Here is a 21,600-nt window from a genome sequence, read left to right as displayed (position 1 = left end):
GCAACAACACATGGCGGGGCGAACGGTGAGGCTGCCGGCGGGCCACTCCGTCACGCCGGTTGGTCCCGATGCTGCGGCAGTTGCAGCGCACGCTCATCGGCTTTATTTTGATGACGCGTCAGCTGGATAAAGCGACGGATGGCAAAAGGCGTCACGACCCGCCGATGTCCCCGGTCGTTCTCGAATCGCGCATCGTGGAACGGCTTCCAAAGCGCGCCGCACTATGGTGGGGAATGGGCATTAACGTCGATCAACAGGACCGTATCGGTCACCGCGCCAACCGGGCCGGGTCGGGCAGTGCCGTCGGGCAGCCTGGCGCCGCTGGTCAGGCCGGCGGTTCCGCGCAGACCGAGCGCGCCCTCGCCCCAACCCAGGAGGCGGCACTGGCCTTCATCGACGCGTGCTGCCGGGATATGGCGCCGATCGCTGCCCTCTCCGGTGCCGCCGGCACCGGCAAGAGTGTCGTGCTGGCCTCGGCGGCCGCCATGCGCGAGCGGCTCGGTGATCGCGTCATACGGATCAGCAACTTCGTTGCCGGACCACTCAGCCTGCATCGTGTGATCGCGCATGCCCTCGGCGTGGCCGATGCCGGGGAACTCTCGGTCGACGAGCTGGAGCCGGTGCTCCGGCGCGCACTGGACGCCATCGGACGGCATGAGCCGCCGATCCTGGCCATCGACGACGCGCAATCCCTGTTGCCGGAGACCCTGCGCTATCTCTGCCTGCTCGCCGGACTGCGCGATGGGGGCCGTCCGCTGTTCCGCATCCTGCTGGTCGGGCGTCCCGGCTTCACCATGCGCCAGCCGATCCCGGTGCAGACGACGCTTGAGGCGTTGGCGCCGGACGATGCACGGCAGATGGCCGAGCGGATGCTGACGGCGCGTGGGATCCCCGCCAATGACGAGGCGGTACGCGAGATCGTCCAGCACGCGAAGGGCAGCCTCCGCAAGATCGACGACCTCGTCACCGCGTGCGCGCAGGAACTTCAGCGCGCCGGACGCAAGCGTCTGACCCTCGACATGGTGCAGGTGGCCGCCGGTGCCCGCGCGCAGCCCCGCAAGGCGCGGGCCGTCGCCCTGAGGCCCTGGATGCTGGCGCCGGCGCTGATCGCCGTACTGGTCGCAGGCTACGGGATCGTCCGGCACGAGAGCGCCGCCGACGGCCCGGCGGGGCAGGCAACGTCGCCGCCCGTGCCGGACACCGCGGCTTCCCCCGCCGCGCCGGACCAGTTCGCCGCGGCACAGCCGCCCGTCGCCGTCCGGGAGCCGCCCGCTTCGCCTCCGGTGACGGTGCCGCCACCGGTGAACGCCGGAGCGACGCCACTACCGGACCGCCAGGCGCAGGCTGCACCGGATCATGGCGCACCGCCCGCTGCTTCATCGGGTGCCTCCGGCCCCACGGTCATCACCGAGACGCTGCCGCCGCCGCCCAGCCAGCCTGCGGGTGGCCAGGCCGTGGCGCAGCTGCCCATTCCCCCGCCCCCCGCGGGTCAGTTCTTCACGAGCAAGGCCCCCGCAAGATCGGCGGTCCCACCCCAGCCGCCCGCCAGCCAGGCTCCGGTGTTCCGGCCGCCGGTGGTCCGGTCCCCGTCACCTTCCGGGCTGGCATCGACATCGCCGCCGATCGATCTCTCGCGTTACCGTCTCTACAACGTGGGGGCCTGCCATCACGGTGTCTGCCCGCGCTGGGCGGTGCTGGACCTGAACCGCCGCTCACGCAGCTTCGCGGCGTTCAACCCCGGCGGCCTCGGAATGCCACCGGCCACCGTGCAGCGACTGCGCGAGGGGAGCCTGGACCTGATCGTCGACGGCCGTATCAATGCTGGATCCTACGGACCGTCGATGGACGCAGTGCGCCTGGTTTCGGTCGAGCCGCATCATGGACGGATCCAGCCTTCCGCCCTCCAGACCAGCACGCGCGATCAGGTGTCCCAGGATCAGGGCGCTCAGGATCAAGGCGCACTGGATCAAGGAAACGGAAGGCGGATCCCGCAGGATCAGGTCGGCAGCCAGCTGCCGGCTCAGGAAACGCAGTCACCGCCGCCAGGCTATCTGCAGGCGCCCCTTGGCTACCCGCAGCAGACTCCTCAGGGAGCCATCCGCCTGGCTCCCTGAGGAGTAGTGGCGTGTAGTCCGGAATCGTGCGGACCATTCGCGTGGCCCTGCTGCTGCAGATGTATCCGGCGCGTTCGAGCTGGTGCAGGCACCAGAGCCGTCTGGTTTCGCAGTCCGGCCATGATCCCGGTCAACGTGCTCGCCTTGTAGCGGATCTTCAGCCTTAACGGCGACGGCGGCATCAGACGCACTGCCCGCGAAGCAACGCCGTAGAACAGCACCCGGGCGCGCAGCCGCATCGGGCGGCTGGCATAGTGCCGGCCCTCGCCGATGCCGTAGCGGTAGCCGCGATGCAGGATCCACTGCTCGTCGAGCTGCTCGGGCCGGATGATATGGCCGACGACCGCATCCGGAACGAAATGACCCTTGTAGCCGGCGGCGTCGAGCCGGCGCAGGAACTCCGTCTCGCCGCCCATGGCATACATGCGCCGGGTCTCGTCCGGCCCGACCGCTTCCGAGAACCGGAACCCGGCGGCGAACACGCTGGCCCGCACCGCCATGTTCGGGCCGAAGATCGCTTCGTATGAACAGGCGCCGGCCTCACGGCATTGCTGGGCAAAGAGCACGCTGAAGGGAACCGCGCTCTCCACCAGCCAGGCTGGACGTGGCTGGCTCCAATGCGGCAGCACGCAGCCGCCGAACAGGGACGCTTCCGGATGCTCGTCGGCAGCGCGGCAGAGCTGCACCAGCCAGTCCGGCTGCGGCAGGACGTCGTCGTCGGTCAGCACGACGAGATCCCCTTCGAGCTGCGGCAGCGCCGTGTTGAGGGCGCGATTCTTGCCGGGACGTGGCTCCGTCACGATGGTGAGCGGCAGGCGGTCCCGATAACCTTCGAGCAGGCTGCATGTGTTGTCGCTGCTGCCATTGTCGACGACGACCAGCTTCCATCCGCCGGCCGGTGCCTTCAGGAGGCTGAAGCGGTCAAGCACGGGAGCAAGGGCTCCGCCGCGATTTCGCGTCGAGAACAGCACAGTCACGCGAGACCGAAGCGGGGTCGCAGCTAGCACGGTCGATGCTCGGCCCGTCCGAAGATGGTTTTGCGCTTGCCGGCGCCACAGGCGGTCGCTTCACGGGTGAAGCCGCTGGCATAGGCGTGGCGCCAGCGAAGCGCCATCAGCCGGGTGCTGGTGCTCGGCACCAGCCAGGTCACCGGCAGGGTGATGGCTTCGACAACCAACCGGCGCAGGAACTCGCGCCGGACCAGCTCGGGCCTTCCCAGCAGGCGACGGGTGCGCACGGTGGAGGCGCCTTGCCAGTAGAGACGCGCCAGCAGCCATTCCGGGTTGAAGCGACGGGCCTGAATGGAGTGTCGGACCTCGATGCGGCTGTCATAGCGCGCGGAATAGCCTGCATCCTGCAGGCGCCAAGCGAGCTGGACCTCCTCGTCCGACTGCAGCACCAGGCCAAGTCGTCCAAGCGCTTCCTCGAAGCCGCCGACCTCGAACATGGCGTCGCGGCGCAGGATCATGTTCACGCCGTATGGCTCCAGCGTGTCGGGAACCTCGCCGGATCGATATTCGCCGGCGCCCTCGTATTCGATGATCGACAGCACGCCGCGCAGCGTCGACGGCCACCATTTGGGAAGCGGCGCCTCCCATTCCGGCAGCACCTTGCCGCCGATCACCGCCGGCTGGCCCTGATGCTCGGCAGCAACGCGCTGTATCTGCTCGATCCAGTCATGCGCCGCGGCCGCATCGTCGTCGATATAGGCAACATAATCGCCGGAAGCGGCGCGGGCCCCCTCGTTGCGGGCGCGGCTGACCCCTGAGGCATCCACGCGCACCAGCTTGGCGTTCCCTGCCTGTTCCGCCAGCCGGCGCATCTCGGCCGCCACTGCTGGCGGCGAGCCGCTATCGACCAGGATGATCTCGAAGCCGTCGGGTCCGACCGTCTGCCGCGACAGGCTGTCCATGCACGCGGTGACATAGCCGAGCCGATCGTGGCTACAGACTACGACGGAGACGCTCGGCCGAGCGGGCGCCTTCACAGCCGCCGCCCCGAGGGCATCGAGGGCGAACGAGGAAGGTTGCGTGCCTGCGTCGCGCTGAGGGTTCATCGAGGAGAGGATTGCTTCCGAGTCCATGCCGCTTCCGTCAATCAGTCATCGCATCATAGGCAGGTTTCGACCAGACGATCATCAACAACGCCACTTCGCTACTACATGTCGCGCCTCAGTGGTGAGCAAATTGCGTATAGTATCGATTGTTCCAAGGTCGATGCCTCAGGATCGACGCCATTCCATTGACAACAACCGCGATTGACGAAAGGGGTATGTGATCCGGAAAGTGGAACAGGCATCTACAAAATAGAGATCCCGCCCGGATTGCGAGATCTTCTTGTCCCGCGGGCCAGCGACCCATCGTGCCGATAGCCTCTTGCGCCCGCTGTATCGTGCGACGGTGTCTCGTGCGACGGTGTCTGGCCAATCAGCGCGCGCCTGATTATCTCATGCTGCGAGAAGCGCGACCCGCGACGCATGGGTTCGCCGCAACCGGAGGAAGACATGACGGAGCTTGCTGATCTCGGGGTCACCGGACTTGCGGTGATGGGCGCCAACCTCGCCCGCAACGCGGCCCGCAAGGGCCTGCGCGTCGCGCTGCACAATCGCACCGACGAGAAGACCGACCGCCTGGTCGCAGAGCATGGCGGCGAGGGCGATTTCCGTCCCTCGCACAGCGTTGCCGACTTCGTCGCCAGCCTGGCCGTGCCGCGCGTGGTGATCATCATGGTCAAGGCTGGCAAGCCCGTCGATGGCGTCATCGAGGAACTGGCCGAGCATATGCAGCCGGGCGATATCATCGTCGATGGCGGCAACTCGCTGTTCGAGGATACGCGCAGGCGCGCCGCAACCCTCGCGGAACGCCAGTTGCATTTCGTCGGCATGGGCATCTCCGGCGGCGAGGAGGGCGCCCTGGAAGGTCCCTCCATGATGCCGGGCGGCTCGAAGGAGGCCTGGGACCGGATCGCGCCGATGGTGACCCGCATGGCGGTCAGCGTCGACGGCACGCCATGCTGCGCATACATGGGACCGGACGGCGCCGGCCACTACGTCAAGATGGTGCATAATGGCATCGAATATGCCGACATGCAGCTCATCACCGAGGCGTACGACCTGCTTCGTACAGTATACGGACGCAGTGCCGCGGAGATCGGCGAGATCTTCGCCGGCTGGAAGAGCGGCGACCTCGACTCCTACCTGATCGAGATCACCGCCGCGGTGCTTGCCAAGAAGGATCCGGCGACCGGCAACGCGCTGGTCGACATGATCGTCGACGAGGCCGAGCAGAAAGGCACCGGACGCTGGACCGCGCAGTCGGCGCTCGAGCTTGGGGTGCCGATCACGGCGATCACCGAGGCGGTGTTCGCGCGCGCCCTCTCGGGACGGCCGGCCCAGCGCCGGGCGGCGGAGAAGGCGCTCGGCGGCCTCAGGATCGAGCCGCGCCAGGCCGGCCAGGCCGAGATCGACAAGATCCGCGACGCGCTCTACGCCTCCAAGATCATCGCCTACGCGCAGGGTTTCGAGCAGCTCGCAGTGGCGTCCAGGCAGTATGACTGGAACCTCAACCCGGGCCTGATCGCCACCATCTGGCGCGGCGGCTGCATCATCCGGGCGCGCTTCCTGGATCGCATCCGCGAGGGCTACGACAGCCATCCGGACGCGCCGAGCCTGCTGCTGCAGGATTATTTCCGCGACGCCGTGCTGAAGGCCGAGCAGGCGTGGCGCGACGTGGTGGTGCTTGCGGTGCAGAACGGGGTCGCGGTGCCCGCCTTCGCCTCGTCGCTGGCCTATTATGATGGGGTACGGCGCGCGCGCGGGCCTGCGAACCTGCTGCAGGGACTGCGCGACTATTTCGGCGCGCACACCTATCGCCGCACCGACCGGGAAGGCAGCTACCATATCCGCTGGTCGCAGGACGGAACCGAGATCAAGGGCTGATCGTCCAATCTGTCGAGTACCCCTCTCCTGGCGCCATCAGGGGAGGGGCTTGCCCATGCGCAGCAGCGGCACGCAGTCTCCGGCCGTAAAGCGTTCGATTACTTTGTATCCGCAGGCGCGGTAGAGCGGCTCGCCGGACAGGGTGGCGGCGAGCTCCGCTGACCGGAAGCCGGCCTCGCGCGCGGCCGTTTCGCCGAGCCCCAGGACGTACCGCCCGACGCCCTGCCGGACATGCGCCGGAGCTGTGTACATCGCCCGGATGCGAGCCGGATCGCAGGCCGGATCGAGCAGGGCGGGATCACGGCCTTCGGAATGGTCGCCGCCGAACAAGGTCGCCCGCCAGCTCCAGCCGCCGCAACCAGCCAGCACCCCATCGCGGAGCACGACGAAATAGGTCCGGTCCAGGATCAACTGCCGATCGAGCCCCATCACCTGACGGCTGGCCTCGACCCGATGAGGATCAAGGTAGCCGTGCTGCAGCTCGCCGATCGCGGCGGCCATCAGCTCGCTCAGCGGATCAAGGTCATCCAGCGTCGCTAGGCGGTGAGAAAGCATTTTCATGAACCTGACGGCGGCGATGGGTTAAGCTCAGGAGCGGGGTTGTTAAGAATGACTATCATTCTCTATAACTTGCTGGCTAGAGCGGGAGCAGGTGATGCAGCATCCTCGACGTGACCCAACCAGCCCGCCGCATGCCGGCCTATCCATCTTGCGCTACTCGGCCGGCATCGTCCTGCTGTCACTCGTGCTGTCGCCGGTCGCGCGCGCGCAACTGCAGCCCGGCAACGCCGAATCGTCGCCGATCGGCTCCGCCCCGGGTGCCCGTACCTCGGCCGGCACACCGCCCGGCCTGCTCGACGCGCTGTTCACCGGCAACAATCTGCTTGGCGACATGGGCGGCCTGCGCTCGGGTCTCGCGTCGCTCGGCGTCAGCTACGGCATCAACGAGACCAGCGAGGTGCTGGCCAACGTCACCGGCGGGGTGCGGACCGGTCCCGCCTATGACGGGCTCACGCTGCTGAGCGTCGGGCTCGATACGGACAAGGCATTCGGCTGGCATGGCGGCACCTTCAACGCCAGCGCCCTGTGGATCCATGGCCGCAACCTGAGCCAGGATAACCTCGACGTCGCCGGCGGCGGCATCATCCAGACCGCGAGCGGCATCGAGGCGGAGCGCACGTTCCGTCTGTGGGAATTGTGGTTCGACCAGGCGAGCGCCAGCAGCGATGTCGACGTCAAGATTGGCCTGCAGAGCATCGACCAGGAGTTCATCACCAGCACCTACACGACGCTGTTCATGAACACGGTGATGGGCTGGCCGGCGCTGCCCTCCTACGACATGTACGCGGGCGGTCCGGCGTATCCGCTCGCCTCCCTCGGGATGCGACTGCGCGGCAACAGCGGTCCCTTCAACGGCCTGCTCGGGATCTATGACGACAACCCGGCCGGCGGGACTTTCGATAACGACGACCAGCTACGTGGGCGCGCGCGCACCGGGCTGGACTTCAGCCTCGACAACGGCGTGCTGGTCATAGGCGAGTTGCAGTTCGCGTTGAACCAGCCCTCGACGGGTCAGAATGTCGAGCCGGGGTCGCATTCGGGCGGGCTACCCGGCACCTACCGGATCGGCGCCTGGTACGACAGCGGCGCCTTCCCTGACCAGCGCTACACCACGGACGGGCTGTCCGCGGCCGATCCTCTGAGCAACGGAGAGGGTCGCCTGCTGCGGCACGACTTCGCCATCTACACCAGCGACGACCAGCAGCTCTGGCACGACGCCGCCGGGGTGCGCGCGCTCGGCGTGTTTGCCCGCCTGATGGGCGCGCCCGGCGACCGCAACCTTGTAAGCTTCAGCACCAATCTCGGCCTGAGCCTGAAGGCGCCGCTGCTCTCGCGGCCGAACGACACCGTTGGCATCGGCTACGGCCTGGCCCGGATCAGCAGCGCGGCAAGCGCTCTGGACCAGGACCGGCGGCTGTATCCCGGCGATGCGGCTTATCCCATCCGGTCGACGGAGAGTTTCATCGAGCTCACCTATCAGGCGCAGCTGACGCCCTGGTGGTCGCTGCAACCCGACCTGCAATACATCTTCTCGCCGGGCGGCGGCGTCCTGAACCCGGACGCCGCCCCCACTGACGGAACGGTACGTATCGCCAACGAGACCATCGTCGGCCTGCGCACCAGCATTACCTTCTGAGTTCCAGGATCCCTGCGGCATCAACGCCGTGCCGGCTGTCATCGAGGCACGGCCGGTTGCTTGACAGGTCATTGCACCGCCGTTAGTGACCCGATGCGCCCGCCAGGAGGTGCAAGAAGAAAATGGGTGAGGAAACGCGACCGGATCCGCCAGCCGGGAAAACCTTCGAGCAGAGGCTCGGCGAGGCGCGGACGCGGTCGGGCATGGATCCGCAACCCGTCTCCGACAGCGCCGTCGACAGGAGTTCGCTCGGGCTGGTGATGCGCGTCGGCGTCGAGCTGGTGGCTGCTGTCGTGGTCGGTGCCGCGATCGGCTGGGGCCTGGACCGGTGGCTGGGGCTGCGACCGCTTTTCCTCATCCTGTTCGTGTTGCTCGGAGGTATCGCCGGGATCGTCAATGTCTGGCGGCTGGTGGCGCCGGGGCCGGGAACGCGTTAGACACTGCGCGCCGCCGGACGAGCGGTGCGTGACACGAAGCTTGAGGTTCCCGGCCGTGGGACCGTTGCTGGGGGAAGACGAGGGTGGCGGCCGCAGACAACAAGATCGACGCACTCGGACAGTTCGAGCTGCATCCGGTGCTGGGGCCGCTCGGCGCGCAACTGCACCTGAGCCAGTCCGTGCTGTACATGCTGCTGAGCTCGGTGCTGATCCTGCTGTTCCTCTATCTCGGCATGCGCCCGCGCGCCGTCGTCCCGGGCCGGTTCCAGGCCGCCGCCGAAATCGCCTACGAGTTCATCTACGACATGGCCTCCGACCAGATCGGCCATGACGGCAAGCGCTTCTTCCCGTTCGTGTTCACCCTGTTCTTCTTCATCCTGGTCGGCAACTACGTCGGCCTGATCCCCGGCAGCTTCACCTACACCAGTCACATCGCGGTCACCGCGGCGCTGGCGCTGATGGTGTTCTTCCTGGCGCTGATCGTGGCCCTGGTCAGCCAGGGGATGAAATTCTTCGGCCACTTCATGCCGGAAGGCGCCCCGATCGCGATGGCGCCGCTGCTGGTGCCGATCGAGATCCTGACCTTCCTGTCGCGCCCGGTGAGCCTGTCCATCCGGCTTTTCGCCAACATGGTGGCGGGGCATGTCATGTTCGAGATGTTCGCCGCCTTCACCATCATGCTGGGCGGACTGCACCTGATCGGCCCGGTGCTCGGCGTCGCCCCGCTGATCGTCAACATGGCCCTGATGGCGCTCGAGCTGCTGGTCGGTGCGCTGCAGGCCTACGTGTTCGCCATCCTGACCTGCATCTACCTGCGCGAGGCGACGGCGCACTGACGCGGACTGCCCTGTTCCGGCGCAGGTCGGACCCTCTCCCACTCTCCCTCGATACAAGGACAAGACCATGGATCTCGCAGCTGCCAAGGATATCGGTGCAGGCCTCGCCGTCATCGCGCTCGCCGGCGTCGGCATTGGCATCGGCAACATCTTCGCCGCCCTGGTGACATCGATCGCCCGTAACCCGGCGGCCCGCCCGCATGTGTTCGGCATCGGCATCCTTGGCTTCGCGCTGACGGAAGCGGTCGCCCTCTACGCCCTGCTGATCGCGTTCCTCGTCCTGTTCGGCTGAGCAGGACGGGAGATCGCGCGATGCCCGGTGCGACTGGCTTGAGGCGTCTGGGTGCCCAGGTGGCGGTGTGCCTGCTGGCGGCCTGCGTGCTGGCCGGCCCGTCGCCGGCTTTCGCCGCAGGCATGCCGCAGCTCGATTTCCATAACCCGCTGACCATCTGGCAGGTGGTCTGGGGCGCGGTGATCTTCCTGTTGCTCTACCTCGTCCTGAGCCGTTCGGCTTTGCCCCAAGTGGCGTCCGTGCTCGACGCCAGGCGCGGGCGCATCGAGGGTGACCTCGAGGCTGCACGCACCGCCAAGACCGGTACCGACCGGGCGATCGACGATCTGCGACGGGCCCGCCGCAAGGCTGCCGCCGAGGCGCAGGCCAATCTCGACCGCGTGCTGCAGGACGCCCGCGAGGAGGCGGCCGTGCGCACCCGTGAGATGAATGCCCGCCTGGAAGCCGAGATCGCCGCCGCCGAGGCGCAGCTGGCCCAGGAGCGCACCCGCGCGATGGGTGCGCTGCGCACGGTCGCCGCCGATACCGCCCAGCTGCTGGTCGAGCGTGTCACCGGCCAGCCGGCCGGACGCTCCCTGGTCGAGTCCCATGTGGACGGCGCCCTCGCCGCCCGCACGGCCTAACATCCGTAACCCCGGCGCAGGCCCCGCATATGTTCGACACCCTGCTGCATGAGCCCCGGTTCTGGTACAGCGTCGCCTTCGTGCTGTTCTTCGTCGTGCTCGGCCGGCGCATCGCGCGCCCGCTGCTGACGATACTGGACAACCGCGCGGCAACGGTGCGGCAGGACCTGGACGAGGCGGCACGTCTCAAGCGCGAGGCCGAGCAGATGCTGGCTGATGCGCAGCGCGAGCGCGACGCGGCCCTGGCCGAGGCAGCCGCGATGGTCGAGCGCTCGCGGCAGGAAGCCACCCGCATCGCCGAGCAGGCACGCCAGGACGCCGATACCTCCGCAAGGCGTCGCGAGCGCATGGCGCAGGATCGCATCCATGCCGCCGAGCGCGCCGCGGTGGACGAGGTCCGATCCAGGGCCGCCGAGATCGCGAGCGAGGCGGCCCGCGCGATCGTGGCCGAGATCCTCACCGCGGAACATGACTCCGCGCTCATCGACCGCGCCATCGCCGCCCTGCCGTCCTCGCTTGCAGGCCGCCGGGCCGCGTGAGCCGCCGGCCTTGAGCGGCGTGCATCAGGTGGACACCTCCCTCCGTATAACCGTGGTCGCCGCGGTGCTGAACGAGGCACCGAACATCCGTCCGGTCATCACCGAGATCGCGGCGGCATTGCAGGCGCTGCGTCCGTTCGAGGTGATCTTCGTCGATGACGGCAGCACCGACTCTACGCTAGCCGAGCTGATCGCCTGTCGCGACCTGCTGCCGGAGTTGCGCATCCTCAGCCACGACCGGCGCTGCGGCAAATCCGCCGCGCTGCACACCGGGATCGCCGCCGCGCGCGCGCGGTGGGTTGCGACCATCGACGGCGACGGCCAGGACGACCCGCGCGAGATCGCGCCGATGCTGGCCCTGGCCGAGGGTGCGAATGGCGCGGCACCCCTGGTCGTCGGCGTCCGGCTGAAGCGCAACGACAGTTTTTCCCGGCGTTTCGCGACCAGGTTCGCCAATGGCCTGCGCCGGCGGCTGCTGCAGGATGGCTGCCCGGATACCGGGGCGCCGATGAAGCTGTTCGAGCGCGACGCCTTCCTGCGGCTGCCGCAGTTCGAGGGACTGCACCGCTTCCTGCCGGCGCTGCTTGGCACCTATGGCCATCCGCTGCTGTGCTACTCGGTGCGCCATCGCGCCCGCCTGCACGGACAGTCGAAATACACCAACTGGAACCGCGCCCTGGTCGGGCTGCGCGACATGATCGGCGTGATCTGGCTGCAGAAGCGGACCGTGCGGCCCCGGCGTGTCACCGAGGCCTGAAGGCCAGCCTTGAAATCGTTGACGAGCCGCCACTACGCACTTCTTGCGGTGTTCGTGCTGGCGATCTTCCTGCCGGGGCGGGCTTCCTTGCCGCCGCTGGACCGGGACGAGCCTCGCTACATGGAAGCCTCGGCGCAGATGCTGCAGTCGGGCAACTTTGTCGACGTGCGGTTCCAGGACCAGCCGCGCTACCTGCAGCCGGCCGGGATCTACTGGCTCGAGGCTGCCGCGGTGGCGGCGACCGGGACCCTGGAGCACCGGCAGGTCTGGGGCTGGCGAATCCCGTCCCTGATCGCCGTGGTGGGTGCCACGCTGCTGACAGCCTCGATCGGCGCCAGCCTGTTCGGCCCGGCGGCGGGCCTGTTCGCGGCTCTGCTGCTGTCGGTCTCGGTGCTGATGACCGCCGAGGGCCGCATGGCGACCATCGACAGCACGCTGCTGCTCAGCATCCTGCTGGTCGAGTTCGCGCTGTTGCGGACATGGCGCGGGCGCCACGACGCGCAGCCGGCGCCGGCGTGGGTGGCAGCGCTCTACTGGGTGGCACTTGGCTGCGGCCTGATGCTCAAGGGGCCGGTCGTGCTGATCCCGGGCTTCGGCACTCCGCTGGCACTGGCGTTGACCGAGCGTCGCTTCTCCTGGCTCAGGCGACTTCGGCCGGCCTGGGGGGTGCCGCTGATGCTTGTGATCGTGCTGCCGTGGTGCATCGCGATCTGGCTGGTCAGCCACGGCAGCTTCTTCTCAAGGGCGGTCGGCACCAACTTCCTCGGCAAGGTGGCGTCCGGCCAGCAGGCGCACGGGCTGCCGCCGGGCTACCACCTGCTGGTGTTCGCGATCGCCTTCTGGCCCGGCTCGCTGTTTGCTGCCTGTGCGATCCCCTTCGCCTGGGCCAGGCGGCGGCAGGACGCGGTGCGCTTCCTGCTCTGCTGGATCATCCCGCACTGGGTGGTGTTCGAGTTGATCGCCACCAAGCTGCCGCACTACGTGCTGCCGACCTATCCTGCGATCGCGATCCTGACCGCCGCCGCCCTGGTGGCTCCGGAGGGCTGGGCGCCACCGCGCCGGATCGTCGGCCGGATCCTGCTCGCGATCTACGGCCTGGTCTGGCTGCTGGTCGGCATCGGGATCGCCGGCGCCGGGCCGGTGCTGCTGTGGCGGCTGCAGCATGTGGTCTCGCCGGTGGCCGGTTTCGTGTCGCTGCTGGCGATCGCCCTGGTGCTGGCCTCGGCCTGGCTGCTCTGGCCACTGCGCGAGCCGCGACGGGCGCTCGGTTTCGCGGCCGCCGCTGCGTTGATGACCTATGCGAGCCTGTTCATCGTCGTGCTGCCGGCGCTGCGTACCATCTGGCTCAGCCCACGCATCGCCGCGATGGTGGCAGCGGTGAGGCCCTGTCCGGACAGCGTGCTCGCCTCGACCTCGTTCAGCGAGCCCAGCCTGGTGTTCCTCGTCGGCAAGGACACCCGCCTGATCGGTGCGGCCGAGGCCGCCGACCTGCTGGCACAGGACCGGCGTTGCGCGATGGCCCTGGTCGGATCGCGCGACCTGGCGGCATTCCAGGCCCGGCTGTCGGCGGACGGGATAGCAGCCCGCCAGCTTGGCCGCCTCGACGGCGTGAACTACTCGACCGGACGGCATCTCGACCTCACCTTGTTCAAGACGCGTCCCTGAAGCTTCCGGGGGGCATCCTTGAGACGACGACATCTTCTGCAGGTCCCGCTGATGCTGCAGGCGTGGCCGCTCATGGCCCGGGAAGCCCCGATCGCTGCGGTCGCGCTGTACGAACGAGACAGCGGCGGGCACGTCGGCGTGTTCGCGCAGAACCTGCGGACCGGAGCCACGCTCGCCTGGCGCGCCGGCGACCGCTTCGTCATGTGCAGCACCTTCAAGGCGTCGCTGGCCGCCTGCGTGCTGATGCAAGTCGATCGCGGTCTGGACAGCCTCGCGAGCCGCATCCGCTACGGCGCCGCCGACATCGGTGATTGGCACGCGCCGGTCGCCCGCGCGAACCTCGCAAGTGGATGGCTGCCGGTCGGGGAAGCATGCGAGGCGGCCGTCGAGCAGAGCGATAACACCTGCGCCAATCTCCTGCTGTCCCGCATCGGCGGCCCGCCGGTGCTGACGTCGTTCTGGCGCCGCATCGGCGACGATGTCAGCCGTCTCGATGATCCTGAGCCGATCCTGAATTTCCGAGCGCCCGGCGACGCCCACGACACCACGACACCGTCCGCGATGGCGGACACGCTGCGTCGCCTCGTCCTCGGCAATGTCCTGTCGGAAGGGTCCCGGCAAATCCTGATCCGGTGGCTGCTCGGATGCCGGACCGGCGGCCGCCGCCTGCGCGCCGGGCTGCCTTCCTCATGGAGGATCGGAAACAAGACCGGCAACAACGGGGGCGATGCTGCCGGCGACATCGCCGTTGCCTGGTCCGCCCGGAACGCCCCGATCGTCATGGCCGTGTATACGCGAGGCGGATCCCCGTCGGCAGCGCAGACCGATGCGGTCTTCGCCGGCATCGGCCGGCATATCGGCTCGCATCTCGCGGACTGAGGCCGGGCGTGCGTCGTTGCCATGCGGCATGTCAGCCATTATGGTTTGCGCAGCCTTCAGGACCCGGTGCAATTCCGGGTGGCTCTTCCGGCCGCCGATCCGCCGGACAACGCATATGACACGATGATCCTGGCGTCCTGTCCTGGACCGCCACATCCGTGCGTCGCTTGCGGACCTTATCCTCGATGAAAACCCGATCTGCCTATCTCCGTACGTGGCTACCCAGCCCGCGGCGGGAAATCCTGTCCGGCGTCGTGGTGGCGCTGGCCCTCATTCCGGAAGCGATCGGTTTTTCCGTCGTCGCCGGGGTCGATCCGAAGCTCGGCCTGTATGCCTCCGTCGTCATCGCCTGTGTCATCGCCTTCCTCGGCGGACGTCCTGCGATGATCTCCGCCGCCACCGCATCGACGGCAGTGCTGATGACGGGTCTCGTGCACCAGCACGGCGTGCAATACCTGTTCGCCGCAACGATCCTGATGGGCGTCTTCCAGATCCTGGCCGGCGTGCTGAAGCTCGGGCGCCTGATGCGGTTCGTGTCGCAGTCGGTCATGACCGGTTTCGTCAACGCGCTGGCCATCCTGATCTTCCTGGCGCAGCTGCCGCAGCTCACGCACGTCCCACCCGTCACCTATGGCCTGATCGCACTCGGTCTCGTCGTCATCTACGGCTTTCCCTATCTGACGAGGGCGGTGCCGTCGCCGCTGGTGGCGATCGGTGTGCTGACTGCATTGACCGCCGCATTCGGACTGCATGTGCGTACTGTCGCCGATCTCGGCCAGCTGCCGTCCGCATTGCCCGGTTTCGCCCTGCCCTCGGTGCCGTTCGATCTGGCCACGCTGCAGATCATTGCACCGGTGTCGCTGGCGTTGGCGGCCGTCGGGCTGCTCGAATCGCTGCTGACCGCGCAGATCGTCGACGACATGACCGACACGCCGAGCGACAAGAGCCGGGAATGCATGGGGCAGGGGGTTGCCAACATGGCGTCCGCGGTCTTCGGCGGCATGGGCGGCTGCGCCATGATCGGGCAGTCGGTGATCAACGTGTCCTCGGGCGGCCGAGGTCGCCTGTCGACGCTGGTTGCAGGAGCGTTCCTGCTGGCGCTGCTGGTGGTGTTCCAGCGCCTGCTGGCCGTCGTGCCGGTGGCGGCACTCACCGCGGTGATGATCATGGTGTCGATCAACACGTTCTCCTGGACCTCGCTGCAGCGGCTGCTGACCAACCCCTGGCCGTCATCGGTGGTGATGCTCGCCACCGTGGTCACGGTGGTGGCGACCGGCGATCTCTCGAAGGGCGTGCTGGTCGGCGTGATCCTGTCGGGCGTGTTCTTCGCCGGCAAGGTTTCGCGGCTGAGCAGCATCACCTCCGTGCTGTCCGCGGACCAGACGACACGCACCTACATCGTGCAGGGCCAGGTGTTCTTCGCGTCAGCCGGAACGTTTGCCGATGCGATCGACGTCATCGAGCCGCTGCGGCGGCTGGTGATCGATGTCACGGGAGCGCATTTCTGGGATATCTCGGCCATCGCGGCGCTTGATCGCGTCGTGCTCAAGGCACGTCGGCATGGCAGGTCGGTGGAGATCGTCGGGATGAATGCGGCCAGTGCCACCATGGTCGAGCGCTTCGCGGTGCACGACAAGGAGAAGGCTGCGACCGCCCCGCTGCATTGAGTACGCCCGGGCAGCGCGTCGGCCTCGACGCCCTGGGCCCGCGCATCTGCATCATGGAGCCTTCCAGCAGCGGAAGATCTACTCTGGCGACGGCGATCAGGCGCGCTCGCCGGTTGGCATGCGTCCATCGCGACGCTGTTCGACGGGATCGACCTGCCGAAGATCAGGCTCACGACGGGAGGCGATCCCTTTCGCTTCCGTAAGGAGGAATTCGGTAGCCGCCGCCTGCCACGCTCCTGCACCGGGCGCGGTTGATCCAGGGATGGAGCATGATGCGGGGACCACGCTCCACCTGCCGGTCATGCATCAGGCGCCGATGGCCGGGTCGGTGATGCCGTCGCGGCCGGTTTCCACATGCCCGGCAAGCTGCCACCGGAAGGTCGCGTCCTGGGCCGTGGTCAGGGTCAGGTCGTACCATCCGAGCAGGTCCGACGACGGTGTGCGGATGGTCTGCGACGCGCCCGGCTTCAGGCTGTATCGCGCCGACAGCCGCGTATAGGCGTCGGCGACCGAGAGCTGCACGGTGAACTGGCCGTGGTTGGTCACCTGCAGGGTGATGCCGCAGTTCGCCGCATCCTCGCTGCCCTGCACCGCGAGGTTGGCGCTGGCGAAGCTCGCGACGCTGCCGCGGAAGGCGCGCAGGTAGCCGTTCGGGCCATGGACCGTGAGGTCGTACAGGCCGCCGACCGCCGCCCGCCAGGTGTCGCTGAGCTGCTTGCCCGGCTCGACCGTATAGTTCCGTGGCACCTCGCCGAGCTTGCCGGACCGTACCTGGTAGACCAGCCCGACACTGCCGGGATTGCCGAAGTCGATGCCGAACGTCGCGGCGGCGAGATTGGACGTGCCGGTCACCTGCATGCGGTACGGCAGCGCCCGGGCGCGGCGGAACCCCGGCTCCTGGCGCGGCAGCGACTGCGACACCGGTGGCAGCGGGACATAGTCGGCATGGCGCAGGGCGTCGGGGGGTGCGTATGAGGCGGTGCCCGGCAGGGTCGGCAGGGCGTCGTTCGGCGTACGGAAATCGAAGGCGGTGGTAAGGTCGCCAGCCACGGTCCGGCGCCACGGCGTGATGTTGGCTTCCACCAGCGCCGGATTGTTCGGGCCGAACCGCTGCTCGATGAAGCGGATGATCGAGGTATGGTCGAACAGCTGCGAGTTGACCCAGCCGCCCTTGCTCCACGGCGATACCACCAGCATCGGCACGCGGGCGCCAAGGCCGTACGGCCCGGCGACATACTCGGTGCTGCCGGGGAAGATCTCGTTCTCGATCGAGACGGTGGACTGGCCCTGCGCGGCGGTCTGCGGCGGCGTCGGCGGCACCATGTGATCGAAGAAGCCGTCATTCTCGTCGTAGGTGATCAGCAGCGCGGTCTTGCTCCACACCTCCGGGTTGTCGGTCAGGATGTCGAGGATCTGCGAGACGTAGTAGGCGCCGTAGTTCGCCGGCCAGTTCGGGTGCTCGGTATAGGCCTCCGGCGCCACCACCCACGAGACCTGCGGCAGCGTGCCTGCTGCAACGTCGGCGCGGATGATGTCGAACAGCGTGCCGGAAACTGCGATATCGGTGCCTGTCCTGGCGTGTTCCGCGAGCGGCGTGCCGGTGGCGGCGTTCTGGTACTGGTGGAAATACAGCAGCGAGTTGTCGCCGTAGTTGCCGATATACGGGTCGGACGTGTAGCCCCACTCGCCCGCCGCGGTCAGGCCGGTGCCGGCATCCTGGTAGATCTTCCAGGAGATCCCGCCCGCCTGCAGGCGCTCCGGATAGGTCGACCAGTCGTAGCCCGCCTCGGCATTGTCCACCACCGGGCCGCCGCCGTTGCCGTCGTTGCCGACCCAGCCGGTCCACATGTAGTAGCGGTTCGGATCGGTCGGACCGAGCAGCGAGCAGTGGTAGGCGTCGCAGATGGTGAAGGCGTCGGCCAGCGCGTAGTGGAACGGAATGTCGCCGCGGTCGAGATAGGCCATCGTCGTGGTGCCCTTGCTCGGCACCCACTGGTCCCAGTTGCCCTGGTTCCAGGCGACGTGGGTGGTATCCCAGTCGTGCGCGAGGTCCTGGATGAACTGCAGCCCGAGGTCGGGCGCGGTCGGATGGAACGGCAGCACATAGCCGGCGCCGGCCGGCTGGTAGAACACCGGATTGCCGGTCGGAAGACGCATCGCGCGCGGATCGCCAAAGCCGCGGACGCCCTGCAGCGTGCCGAAATAATGATCGAAGGAGCGGTTCTCCTGCATCAGCACGACGATATGCTCGATATCGTTGATCGTTCCGGTCTTGTTGTTCGCCGGCAAAGCCAAGGCGCGGCCGATGCTCTCGCGCAGTCCGACGGCGGCGGCGCCGGTACCAAGCAGCTTGATGAAGGAACGGCGATCGGGTGATTGCACGCGAACACTCCTGACGGTCCTGGAAACCGGTTGCGCAGGAGGGCGTGTTAGGACCGGCTCATGACGGTCCGGTTACCGTTTTGATAGCGAGACGGAGAAATTTCGTCAACCGTCACCAGCCGGTTCGCGGATTACCGGCGGCGATCCGCGCACAGCACTGCGTAGCCGACCGTGCCGCCAACCATCATGCCGCCGAACAGGTCGGAGATGAAATGCGCCTGCATGCGCACCAGGCCGTAGGCCCCCGCCGCGCCGCCGATCACCAGCAGCAGCACGATCCAGCGCGACACCGGCCACAGGATCGGAATGACGGCGCTGATCGCGGTCATATGCCCGGACGGGAACGAGCCGGCCAGGTATGCATAGAAGTTCCGCCATTGCTGGTCATACCAGCGCAGCGGTGGGATGCGCCCGAACCAGATCTTGAGGGCATCGGTCAGGGCGATGGCGATGCAGACGCTGATCGAGGCCAGCAGCAGCTGTCGCCAGACGCCCTCCAGCCGGCCGACCAGCGCGGACCAGGCACCGAGCACGACCACACCGGCGAGGGACGCCGCGATGACCAGCTCGGGGATGTGCACCAGGCGCCGCGCCGTGCGCGAGAAGGCCAGTCGCTCATGCACGTAGCGCGCGACGCGGTGGTCGAGCAGGTGGCCGCCGGCCCAGACCAGGAACAGCCCGAGCGTCATCCACGCCCCCCAGCGCACGATGGGGAGCGCGCCCAGACGGGACAGCCCGACCCGCCCGCGGCCCGATACGACAGGGTCGCCAGCCATCGTCAGCCTGCGGGCGATACCTGCGGAGCGGTCTTGAGCACCGCGCCGTGCCACGGCTCGTTGGAGACCGTCGGACTAAGCCCGTAGACGGTCCAGTCGTTGAACGAGCGCAGCCGGGTGGCGAGCGGACTTGTATCCAGCGCGGCGATGAAGGCCGGATTGCGTACCACGATGAGACTGACATGGTGGGCGTTCAGCGCCCGCAGATCACCACCGTGAGCCAGTCCGAAGCGGTCTTTCAGATAGAAGTCCGCCTCTGGCCGGCCGGCATAGGCGGTCCGCATCGGCTCGTAGAAACCGATCCGTATCGGGTCGCCACCGCCGGTCAACAGCAACCGGTCGGGATGCCTGGCGAAGGCCAGCACATCCAGGTAGTCGAGGTTGGTGGAGCTGTCGATCAAGGCCTCGCCCGCCCTGGTGTGCGAGAGCTTCTTGTCGACATAGCGATCCAGTTGCCGTTCCTGGTGGGCGAGATGGGTCTCGTTGTTGAAGAGCCCGTCCCGGGTATACCAGAGGCTGCGGACGGCATTCGGCAGGATCGCCAGGATCAGCAGGCCGGCCAGCGCCACGCGCGGCACGCGGAACGATTGCGCCAGGATGCCGCCGATCCAGCAGGCCGCCACCGCATCGAACGGCAGCATCATCAGGGTCCAGACGCCGCTGGTGCGCCAGGTGGCAGCGGTCGGGGTGCTCAGGCTGACGACGGTGGTCACGCTGAACACCAGCAGGGGCAGCAGGAACACCATTGACCATAGCAGCATCGCGCGCTGCCGGACCGACAGGATCAGCACGACCAGTATGCCGGCGATGGTGAGCGGGTTCCAGAGCGTGTCCTGGATGAACCAGCGCAGCGGCGCCCATTTCAGGGCCTGGATGTAGTCGTGGCCGAACATGCCGACGAACTGCTGGGTCACCACGCCGAGATTGCTGAGTGACCCATACCAGACAAAGGAATTCAGCGCCCACAAGGCCGGGAACACGAAGAGCAGCACCGACGCGCCAAGGAAGGTCGCAATGCGCAGGTCGCGGGCAATGCCGACCCGGTAGAGCAGCAGCACCTCCAGGAAGGCTGCGAACAACCCGCTCTCGAAGCGCACCGTCTCGGCGAGCAGGATGAACAGGCAGGCCAGCAGCAGGAAGCGGCTACGGTTGGACCGTAGCCAGCTGGCAGCGCAGGCGGCGGCTGAGATCACGAACAGGAAATAGTAGATGTCCGACAACGGCACGACGCTGAAGATCAGCCGCTGCGGGGCCAGCACGGCGAGAATGGCGGCGACCAGGCTGACCTTGCGGTCCTGGAACAGGGCTGTTGCCAGCCATGTCAGCGATGCCAGGCAGACCAGGCCGGTCACACCGACGAGGATCCGTGGCGTCAGGAATATGTCGGGAAAGATCCGCATCGCGGAGCCGACGAACAACTTGTAGAAGGGTGGCCAGAGGAACGGTTCCAGCGCATTCGACCGGGTCATTCCCCAGGCCGTCAGGATGCGGGCGCTCTCGTCCGAGGTGATCCGGTACAGCCCGAGGTCGAACAGGCCGAATTGCGCCGCTGCCGCCAGCAGGATGATCAGGCCGAGCGACAGCCGGTAGCCGGAGCGGGTCACGCGGTCCTGTTCCGGCGCAGGCGGCTGCGCACCAGGGCGGCAAGCTTGTCGCGCGCGACATAGGTGATCGGCGGCACGAAGGAGCGGGCAATCGCCTTGAGGCGGGTATGCTTCTTGCCAGGGAGGAAGGTGATGAAGCTGGCCTTCTTAATCGCCTCCGGATCGGGGCTCCAATAGAACAGCGAAACCGACTTGCGGGTGATGTCCACCGGGCAGGTCATCGGGTCCGGGAAGCCGTGCAGCGTCTCGTCGTTGGTCTCGAAGATCACCGCGCGGTTGAACAGTGGCGACACGCTGGCGCCGGCCTTCTTGCTGACGTGGTCGACCAGGTCGAGCGCGCCGCCCCAGGCCGGGTCCCAGCCTTCGTTGAGATAGATGATCAGGTTGAGCCGCCGGGCCAGCGGCAGCACCGGATGCTGCGTCCAGTCGACATGCACGTTCAGCCAGCCGCCGCGCGGGCTCTCGTGCAGGCCGCCGCCGTGGAACAGCGGATCCGGCACCAGGTCGGCATGGCCGGTCACATGACGCAGGAACTCCATCATCGGCTCGGCGCAGATCTGCAGGAAGAAGGCCTGCGTGAACAGCGACAGGTCGGCGATACCGCGCGAGGTCGCCTTGATCTCGTTCTGGGTGTCGTACTGGATCCAGTCGCGGCCACCCTGGCTCGGGAAGTCGGCAATCAGCCGGCGCAGGATCTCCGGATCGAAGAAGTTGTCGATCACCACGTGCGGATACGGCTTGCCTGCCTGGAACTGCGTGCGCAGCTCGTCCTTCGCCGCCATCAGCCGGTCGATCGGGATCATGCGCGCGACCACGCTGTCGAAGGGCTGCGTCGCGGTGATCTGCGGCGCATCGGTCCGGGGAGACGACGCGAGACTAACATTCATGGCGGATG

The 21,600-nt window shown here is 67.6% G+C and carries 19 protein-coding genes and 1 other annotated feature; of the genes, 12 read left to right on the top strand and 7 right to left on the bottom strand.

Going from position 1 to position 21,600, the window contains the following annotated elements; genetic code table 11:
* Positions 1-164 precede the first annotated feature (164 nt).
* Positions 165-2,114 carry an ATP-binding protein gene (locus FE263_RS04405; protein WP_171033927.1) on the top strand — a complete coding sequence of 650 codons (1,950 nt, stop codon included), beginning with the start codon at positions 165-167 and terminating at the stop codon, positions 2,112-2,114.
* Here the strand turns inward: FE263_RS04405 and FE263_RS04400 are convergent.
* Both FE263_RS04400 and FE263_RS04395 read right to left on the bottom strand, forming a co-directional pair.
* On the bottom strand, positions 2,087-3,085 hold the full coding sequence (locus FE263_RS04400) for a glycosyltransferase (RefSeq protein ID WP_276611171.1): 999 nt from the start codon (positions 3,083-3,085) through the stop codon (positions 2,087-2,089). The two genes, FE263_RS04405 and FE263_RS04400, sit on opposite strands and share 28 nt — an antisense overlap.
* Positions 3,086-3,114: 29 nt before the next feature.
* The gene (locus FE263_RS04395) at positions 3,115-4,197 is read right to left on the bottom strand and encodes a glycosyltransferase family 2 protein (protein WP_138324680.1); all 1,083 of its coding nucleotides are present in this window, start codon (positions 4,195-4,197) and stop codon (positions 3,115-3,117) included.
* A gap of 420 nt (positions 4,198-4,617) precedes the next feature.
* Here FE263_RS04395 and gndA point away from each other — a divergent pair, with 420 nt between their 5' ends.
* A complete protein-coding gene (gene gndA, locus FE263_RS04390; protein ID WP_138324679.1) occupies positions 4,618-6,051 on the top strand; it encodes an NADP-dependent phosphogluconate dehydrogenase in 1,434 nt (477 codons plus the stop codon).
* Positions 6,052-6,087: 36 nt separating this feature from the next.
* Here gndA and FE263_RS04385 read toward each other — a convergent pair whose 3' ends face one another.
* Positions 6,088-6,552 carry a GNAT family N-acetyltransferase gene (locus tag FE263_RS04385; RefSeq protein WP_240758975.1) on the bottom strand — a complete coding sequence of 155 codons (465 nt, stop codon included), beginning with the start codon at positions 6,550-6,552 and terminating at the stop codon, positions 6,088-6,090.
* 154 nt (positions 6,553-6,706) lie between these two features.
* On the opposite strand from FE263_RS04385, the gene FE263_RS04380 reads away from it, so the two are divergent.
* From FE263_RS04380 to FE263_RS04335, 10 genes are all read left to right on the top strand, one after another.
* Positions 6,707-8,248: a carbohydrate porin gene (locus FE263_RS04380; RefSeq protein WP_138324677.1), complete on the top strand. Its 1,542-nt coding sequence runs from the start codon at positions 6,707-6,709 to the stop codon at positions 8,246-8,248.
* A gap of 203 nt (positions 8,249-8,451) precedes the next feature.
* Positions 8,452-8,685: an AtpZ/AtpI family protein gene (locus FE263_RS04375; RefSeq protein ID WP_338086651.1), complete on the top strand. Its 234-nt coding sequence runs from the start codon at positions 8,452-8,454 to the stop codon at positions 8,683-8,685.
* Positions 8,686-8,768: 83 nt separating this feature from the next.
* Complete coding sequence (locus FE263_RS04370) at positions 8,769-9,521, top strand: F0F1 ATP synthase subunit A (RefSeq protein ID WP_138324675.1); 753 nt, start codon at positions 8,769-8,771, stop codon at positions 9,519-9,521.
* Positions 9,522-9,588: 67 nt separating this feature from the next.
* Positions 9,589-9,813, top strand: coding sequence for an ATP synthase subunit C family protein (locus FE263_RS04365; protein ID WP_138324674.1), 225 nt, complete (start codon positions 9,589-9,591; stop codon positions 9,811-9,813).
* Between the two features lie 20 nt (positions 9,814-9,833).
* A complete protein-coding gene (locus FE263_RS04360) occupies positions 9,834-10,436 on the top strand; it encodes a F0F1 ATP synthase subunit B family protein (protein WP_138324673.1) in 603 nt (200 codons plus the stop codon).
* Between the two features lie 41 nt (positions 10,437-10,477).
* Complete coding sequence (locus FE263_RS04355) at positions 10,478-10,975, top strand: F0F1 ATP synthase subunit B family protein (RefSeq protein WP_138324943.1); 498 nt, start codon at positions 10,478-10,480, stop codon at positions 10,973-10,975.
* 10 nt (positions 10,976-10,985) lie between these two features.
* Positions 10,986-11,732 carry a glycosyltransferase family 2 protein gene (locus FE263_RS04350; protein WP_240758974.1) on the top strand — a complete coding sequence of 249 codons (747 nt, stop codon included), beginning with the start codon at positions 10,986-10,988 and terminating at the stop codon, positions 11,730-11,732.
* Positions 11,733-11,741: 9 nt separating this feature from the next.
* Positions 11,742-13,397: an ArnT family glycosyltransferase gene (locus tag FE263_RS04345; protein WP_171033925.1), complete on the top strand. Its 1,656-nt coding sequence runs from the start codon at positions 11,742-11,744 to the stop codon at positions 13,395-13,397.
* Between the two features lie 72 nt (positions 13,398-13,469).
* Positions 13,470-14,276, top strand: coding sequence for a class A beta-lactamase (bla, locus tag FE263_RS04340; RefSeq protein ID WP_240758973.1), 807 nt, complete (start codon positions 13,470-13,472; stop codon positions 14,274-14,276).
* Positions 14,277-14,332: 56 nt separating this feature from the next.
* Positions 14,333-14,388, top strand: a sequence feature (sul1 is cis-regulatory element that is thought to sense ions involved in sulfur or methionine metabolism; They are found in Alphaproteobacteria).
* 73 nt (positions 14,389-14,461) lie between these two features.
* The gene (locus FE263_RS04335; protein WP_138324671.1) at positions 14,462-15,943 is read left to right on the top strand and encodes a SulP family inorganic anion transporter; all 1,482 of its coding nucleotides are present in this window, start codon (positions 14,462-14,464) and stop codon (positions 15,941-15,943) included.
* 306 nt (positions 15,944-16,249) lie between these two features.
* Here the strand turns inward: FE263_RS04335 and FE263_RS04325 are convergent, their stop codons facing one another.
* The 4 genes from FE263_RS04325 to FE263_RS04310 form a co-directional block, all read right to left on the bottom strand.
* Positions 16,250-18,325, bottom strand: a complete 2,076-nt coding sequence (locus tag FE263_RS04325; RefSeq protein WP_138324669.1) for a phosphocholine-specific phospholipase C — start codon at positions 18,323-18,325, stop codon at positions 16,250-16,252.
* 131 nt (positions 18,326-18,456) lie between these two features.
* Entirely contained in the window at positions 18,457-19,101 is a 645-nt protein-coding gene (locus tag FE263_RS04320) for a phosphatase PAP2 family protein (protein WP_138324668.1), read from the bottom strand.
* A gap of 2 nt (positions 19,102-19,103) precedes the next feature.
* A complete protein-coding gene (locus FE263_RS04315) occupies positions 19,104-20,705 on the bottom strand; it encodes a hypothetical protein (RefSeq protein ID WP_138324667.1) in 1,602 nt (533 codons plus the stop codon).
* A complete protein-coding gene (locus FE263_RS04310) occupies positions 20,702-21,592 on the bottom strand; it encodes a 2OG-Fe(II) oxygenase (protein ID WP_138324666.1) in 891 nt (296 codons plus the stop codon). The genes FE263_RS04315 and FE263_RS04310 overlap by 4 nt, the downstream gene beginning before the upstream one ends.
* Positions 21,593-21,600: the final 8 nt, after the last annotated feature.

It is taken from the genome of Lichenicoccus roseus (assembly GCF_005844085.1).
Taxonomy (GTDB): Bacteria; Pseudomonadota; Alphaproteobacteria; order Acetobacterales; family Acetobacteraceae; genus Lichenicoccus; species Lichenicoccus roseus.
Note: the sequence above shows the minus strand (reverse complement) of the source record. Positions and strands in the feature narration are given on the sequence as shown.

Excerpts from the sequence above, each read along its gene's own strand:
- FE263_RS04365 (WP_138324674.1), top strand. The coding sequence starts at position 9,589 with ATGGATCTCGCAGCTGCCAAGGATATCGGTGCAGGCCTCGCCGTCATC.
- FE263_RS04360 (WP_138324673.1), top strand. The coding sequence starts at position 9,834 with ATGCCCGGTGCGACTGGCTTGAGGCGTCTGGGTGCCCAGGTGGCGGTG.
- bla (WP_240758973.1), top strand. The coding sequence starts at position 13,470 with ATGGCCCGGGAAGCCCCGATCGCTGCGGTCGCGCTGTACGAACGAGAC.
- FE263_RS04375 (WP_338086651.1), top strand. The coding sequence starts at position 8,452 with ATGGATCCGCAACCCGTCTCCGACAGCGCCGTCGACAGGAGTTCGCTC.
- FE263_RS04380 (WP_138324677.1), top strand. The coding sequence starts at position 6,707 with ATGCAGCATCCTCGACGTGACCCAACCAGCCCGCCGCATGCCGGCCTA.
- FE263_RS04395 (WP_138324680.1), bottom strand. The coding sequence starts at position 4,197 with ATGGACTCGGAAGCAATCCTCTCCTCGATGAACCCTCAGCGCGACGCA.
- FE263_RS04310 (WP_138324666.1), bottom strand. The coding sequence starts at position 21,592 with ATGAATGTTAGTCTCGCGTCGTCTCCCCGGACCGATGCGCCGCAGATC.
- FE263_RS04385 (WP_240758975.1), bottom strand. The coding sequence starts at position 6,552 with ATGGCCGCCGCGATCGGCGAGCTGCAGCACGGCTACCTTGATCCTCAT.
- FE263_RS04320 (WP_138324668.1), bottom strand. The coding sequence starts at position 19,101 with ATGGCTGGCGACCCTGTCGTATCGGGCCGCGGGCGGGTCGGGCTGTCC.
- gndA (WP_138324679.1), top strand. The coding sequence starts at position 4,618 with ATGACGGAGCTTGCTGATCTCGGGGTCACCGGACTTGCGGTGATGGGC.
- FE263_RS04405 (WP_171033927.1), top strand. The coding sequence starts at position 165 with ATGTCCCCGGTCGTTCTCGAATCGCGCATCGTGGAACGGCTTCCAAAG.
- FE263_RS04335 (WP_138324671.1), top strand. The coding sequence starts at position 14,462 with ATGAAAACCCGATCTGCCTATCTCCGTACGTGGCTACCCAGCCCGCGG.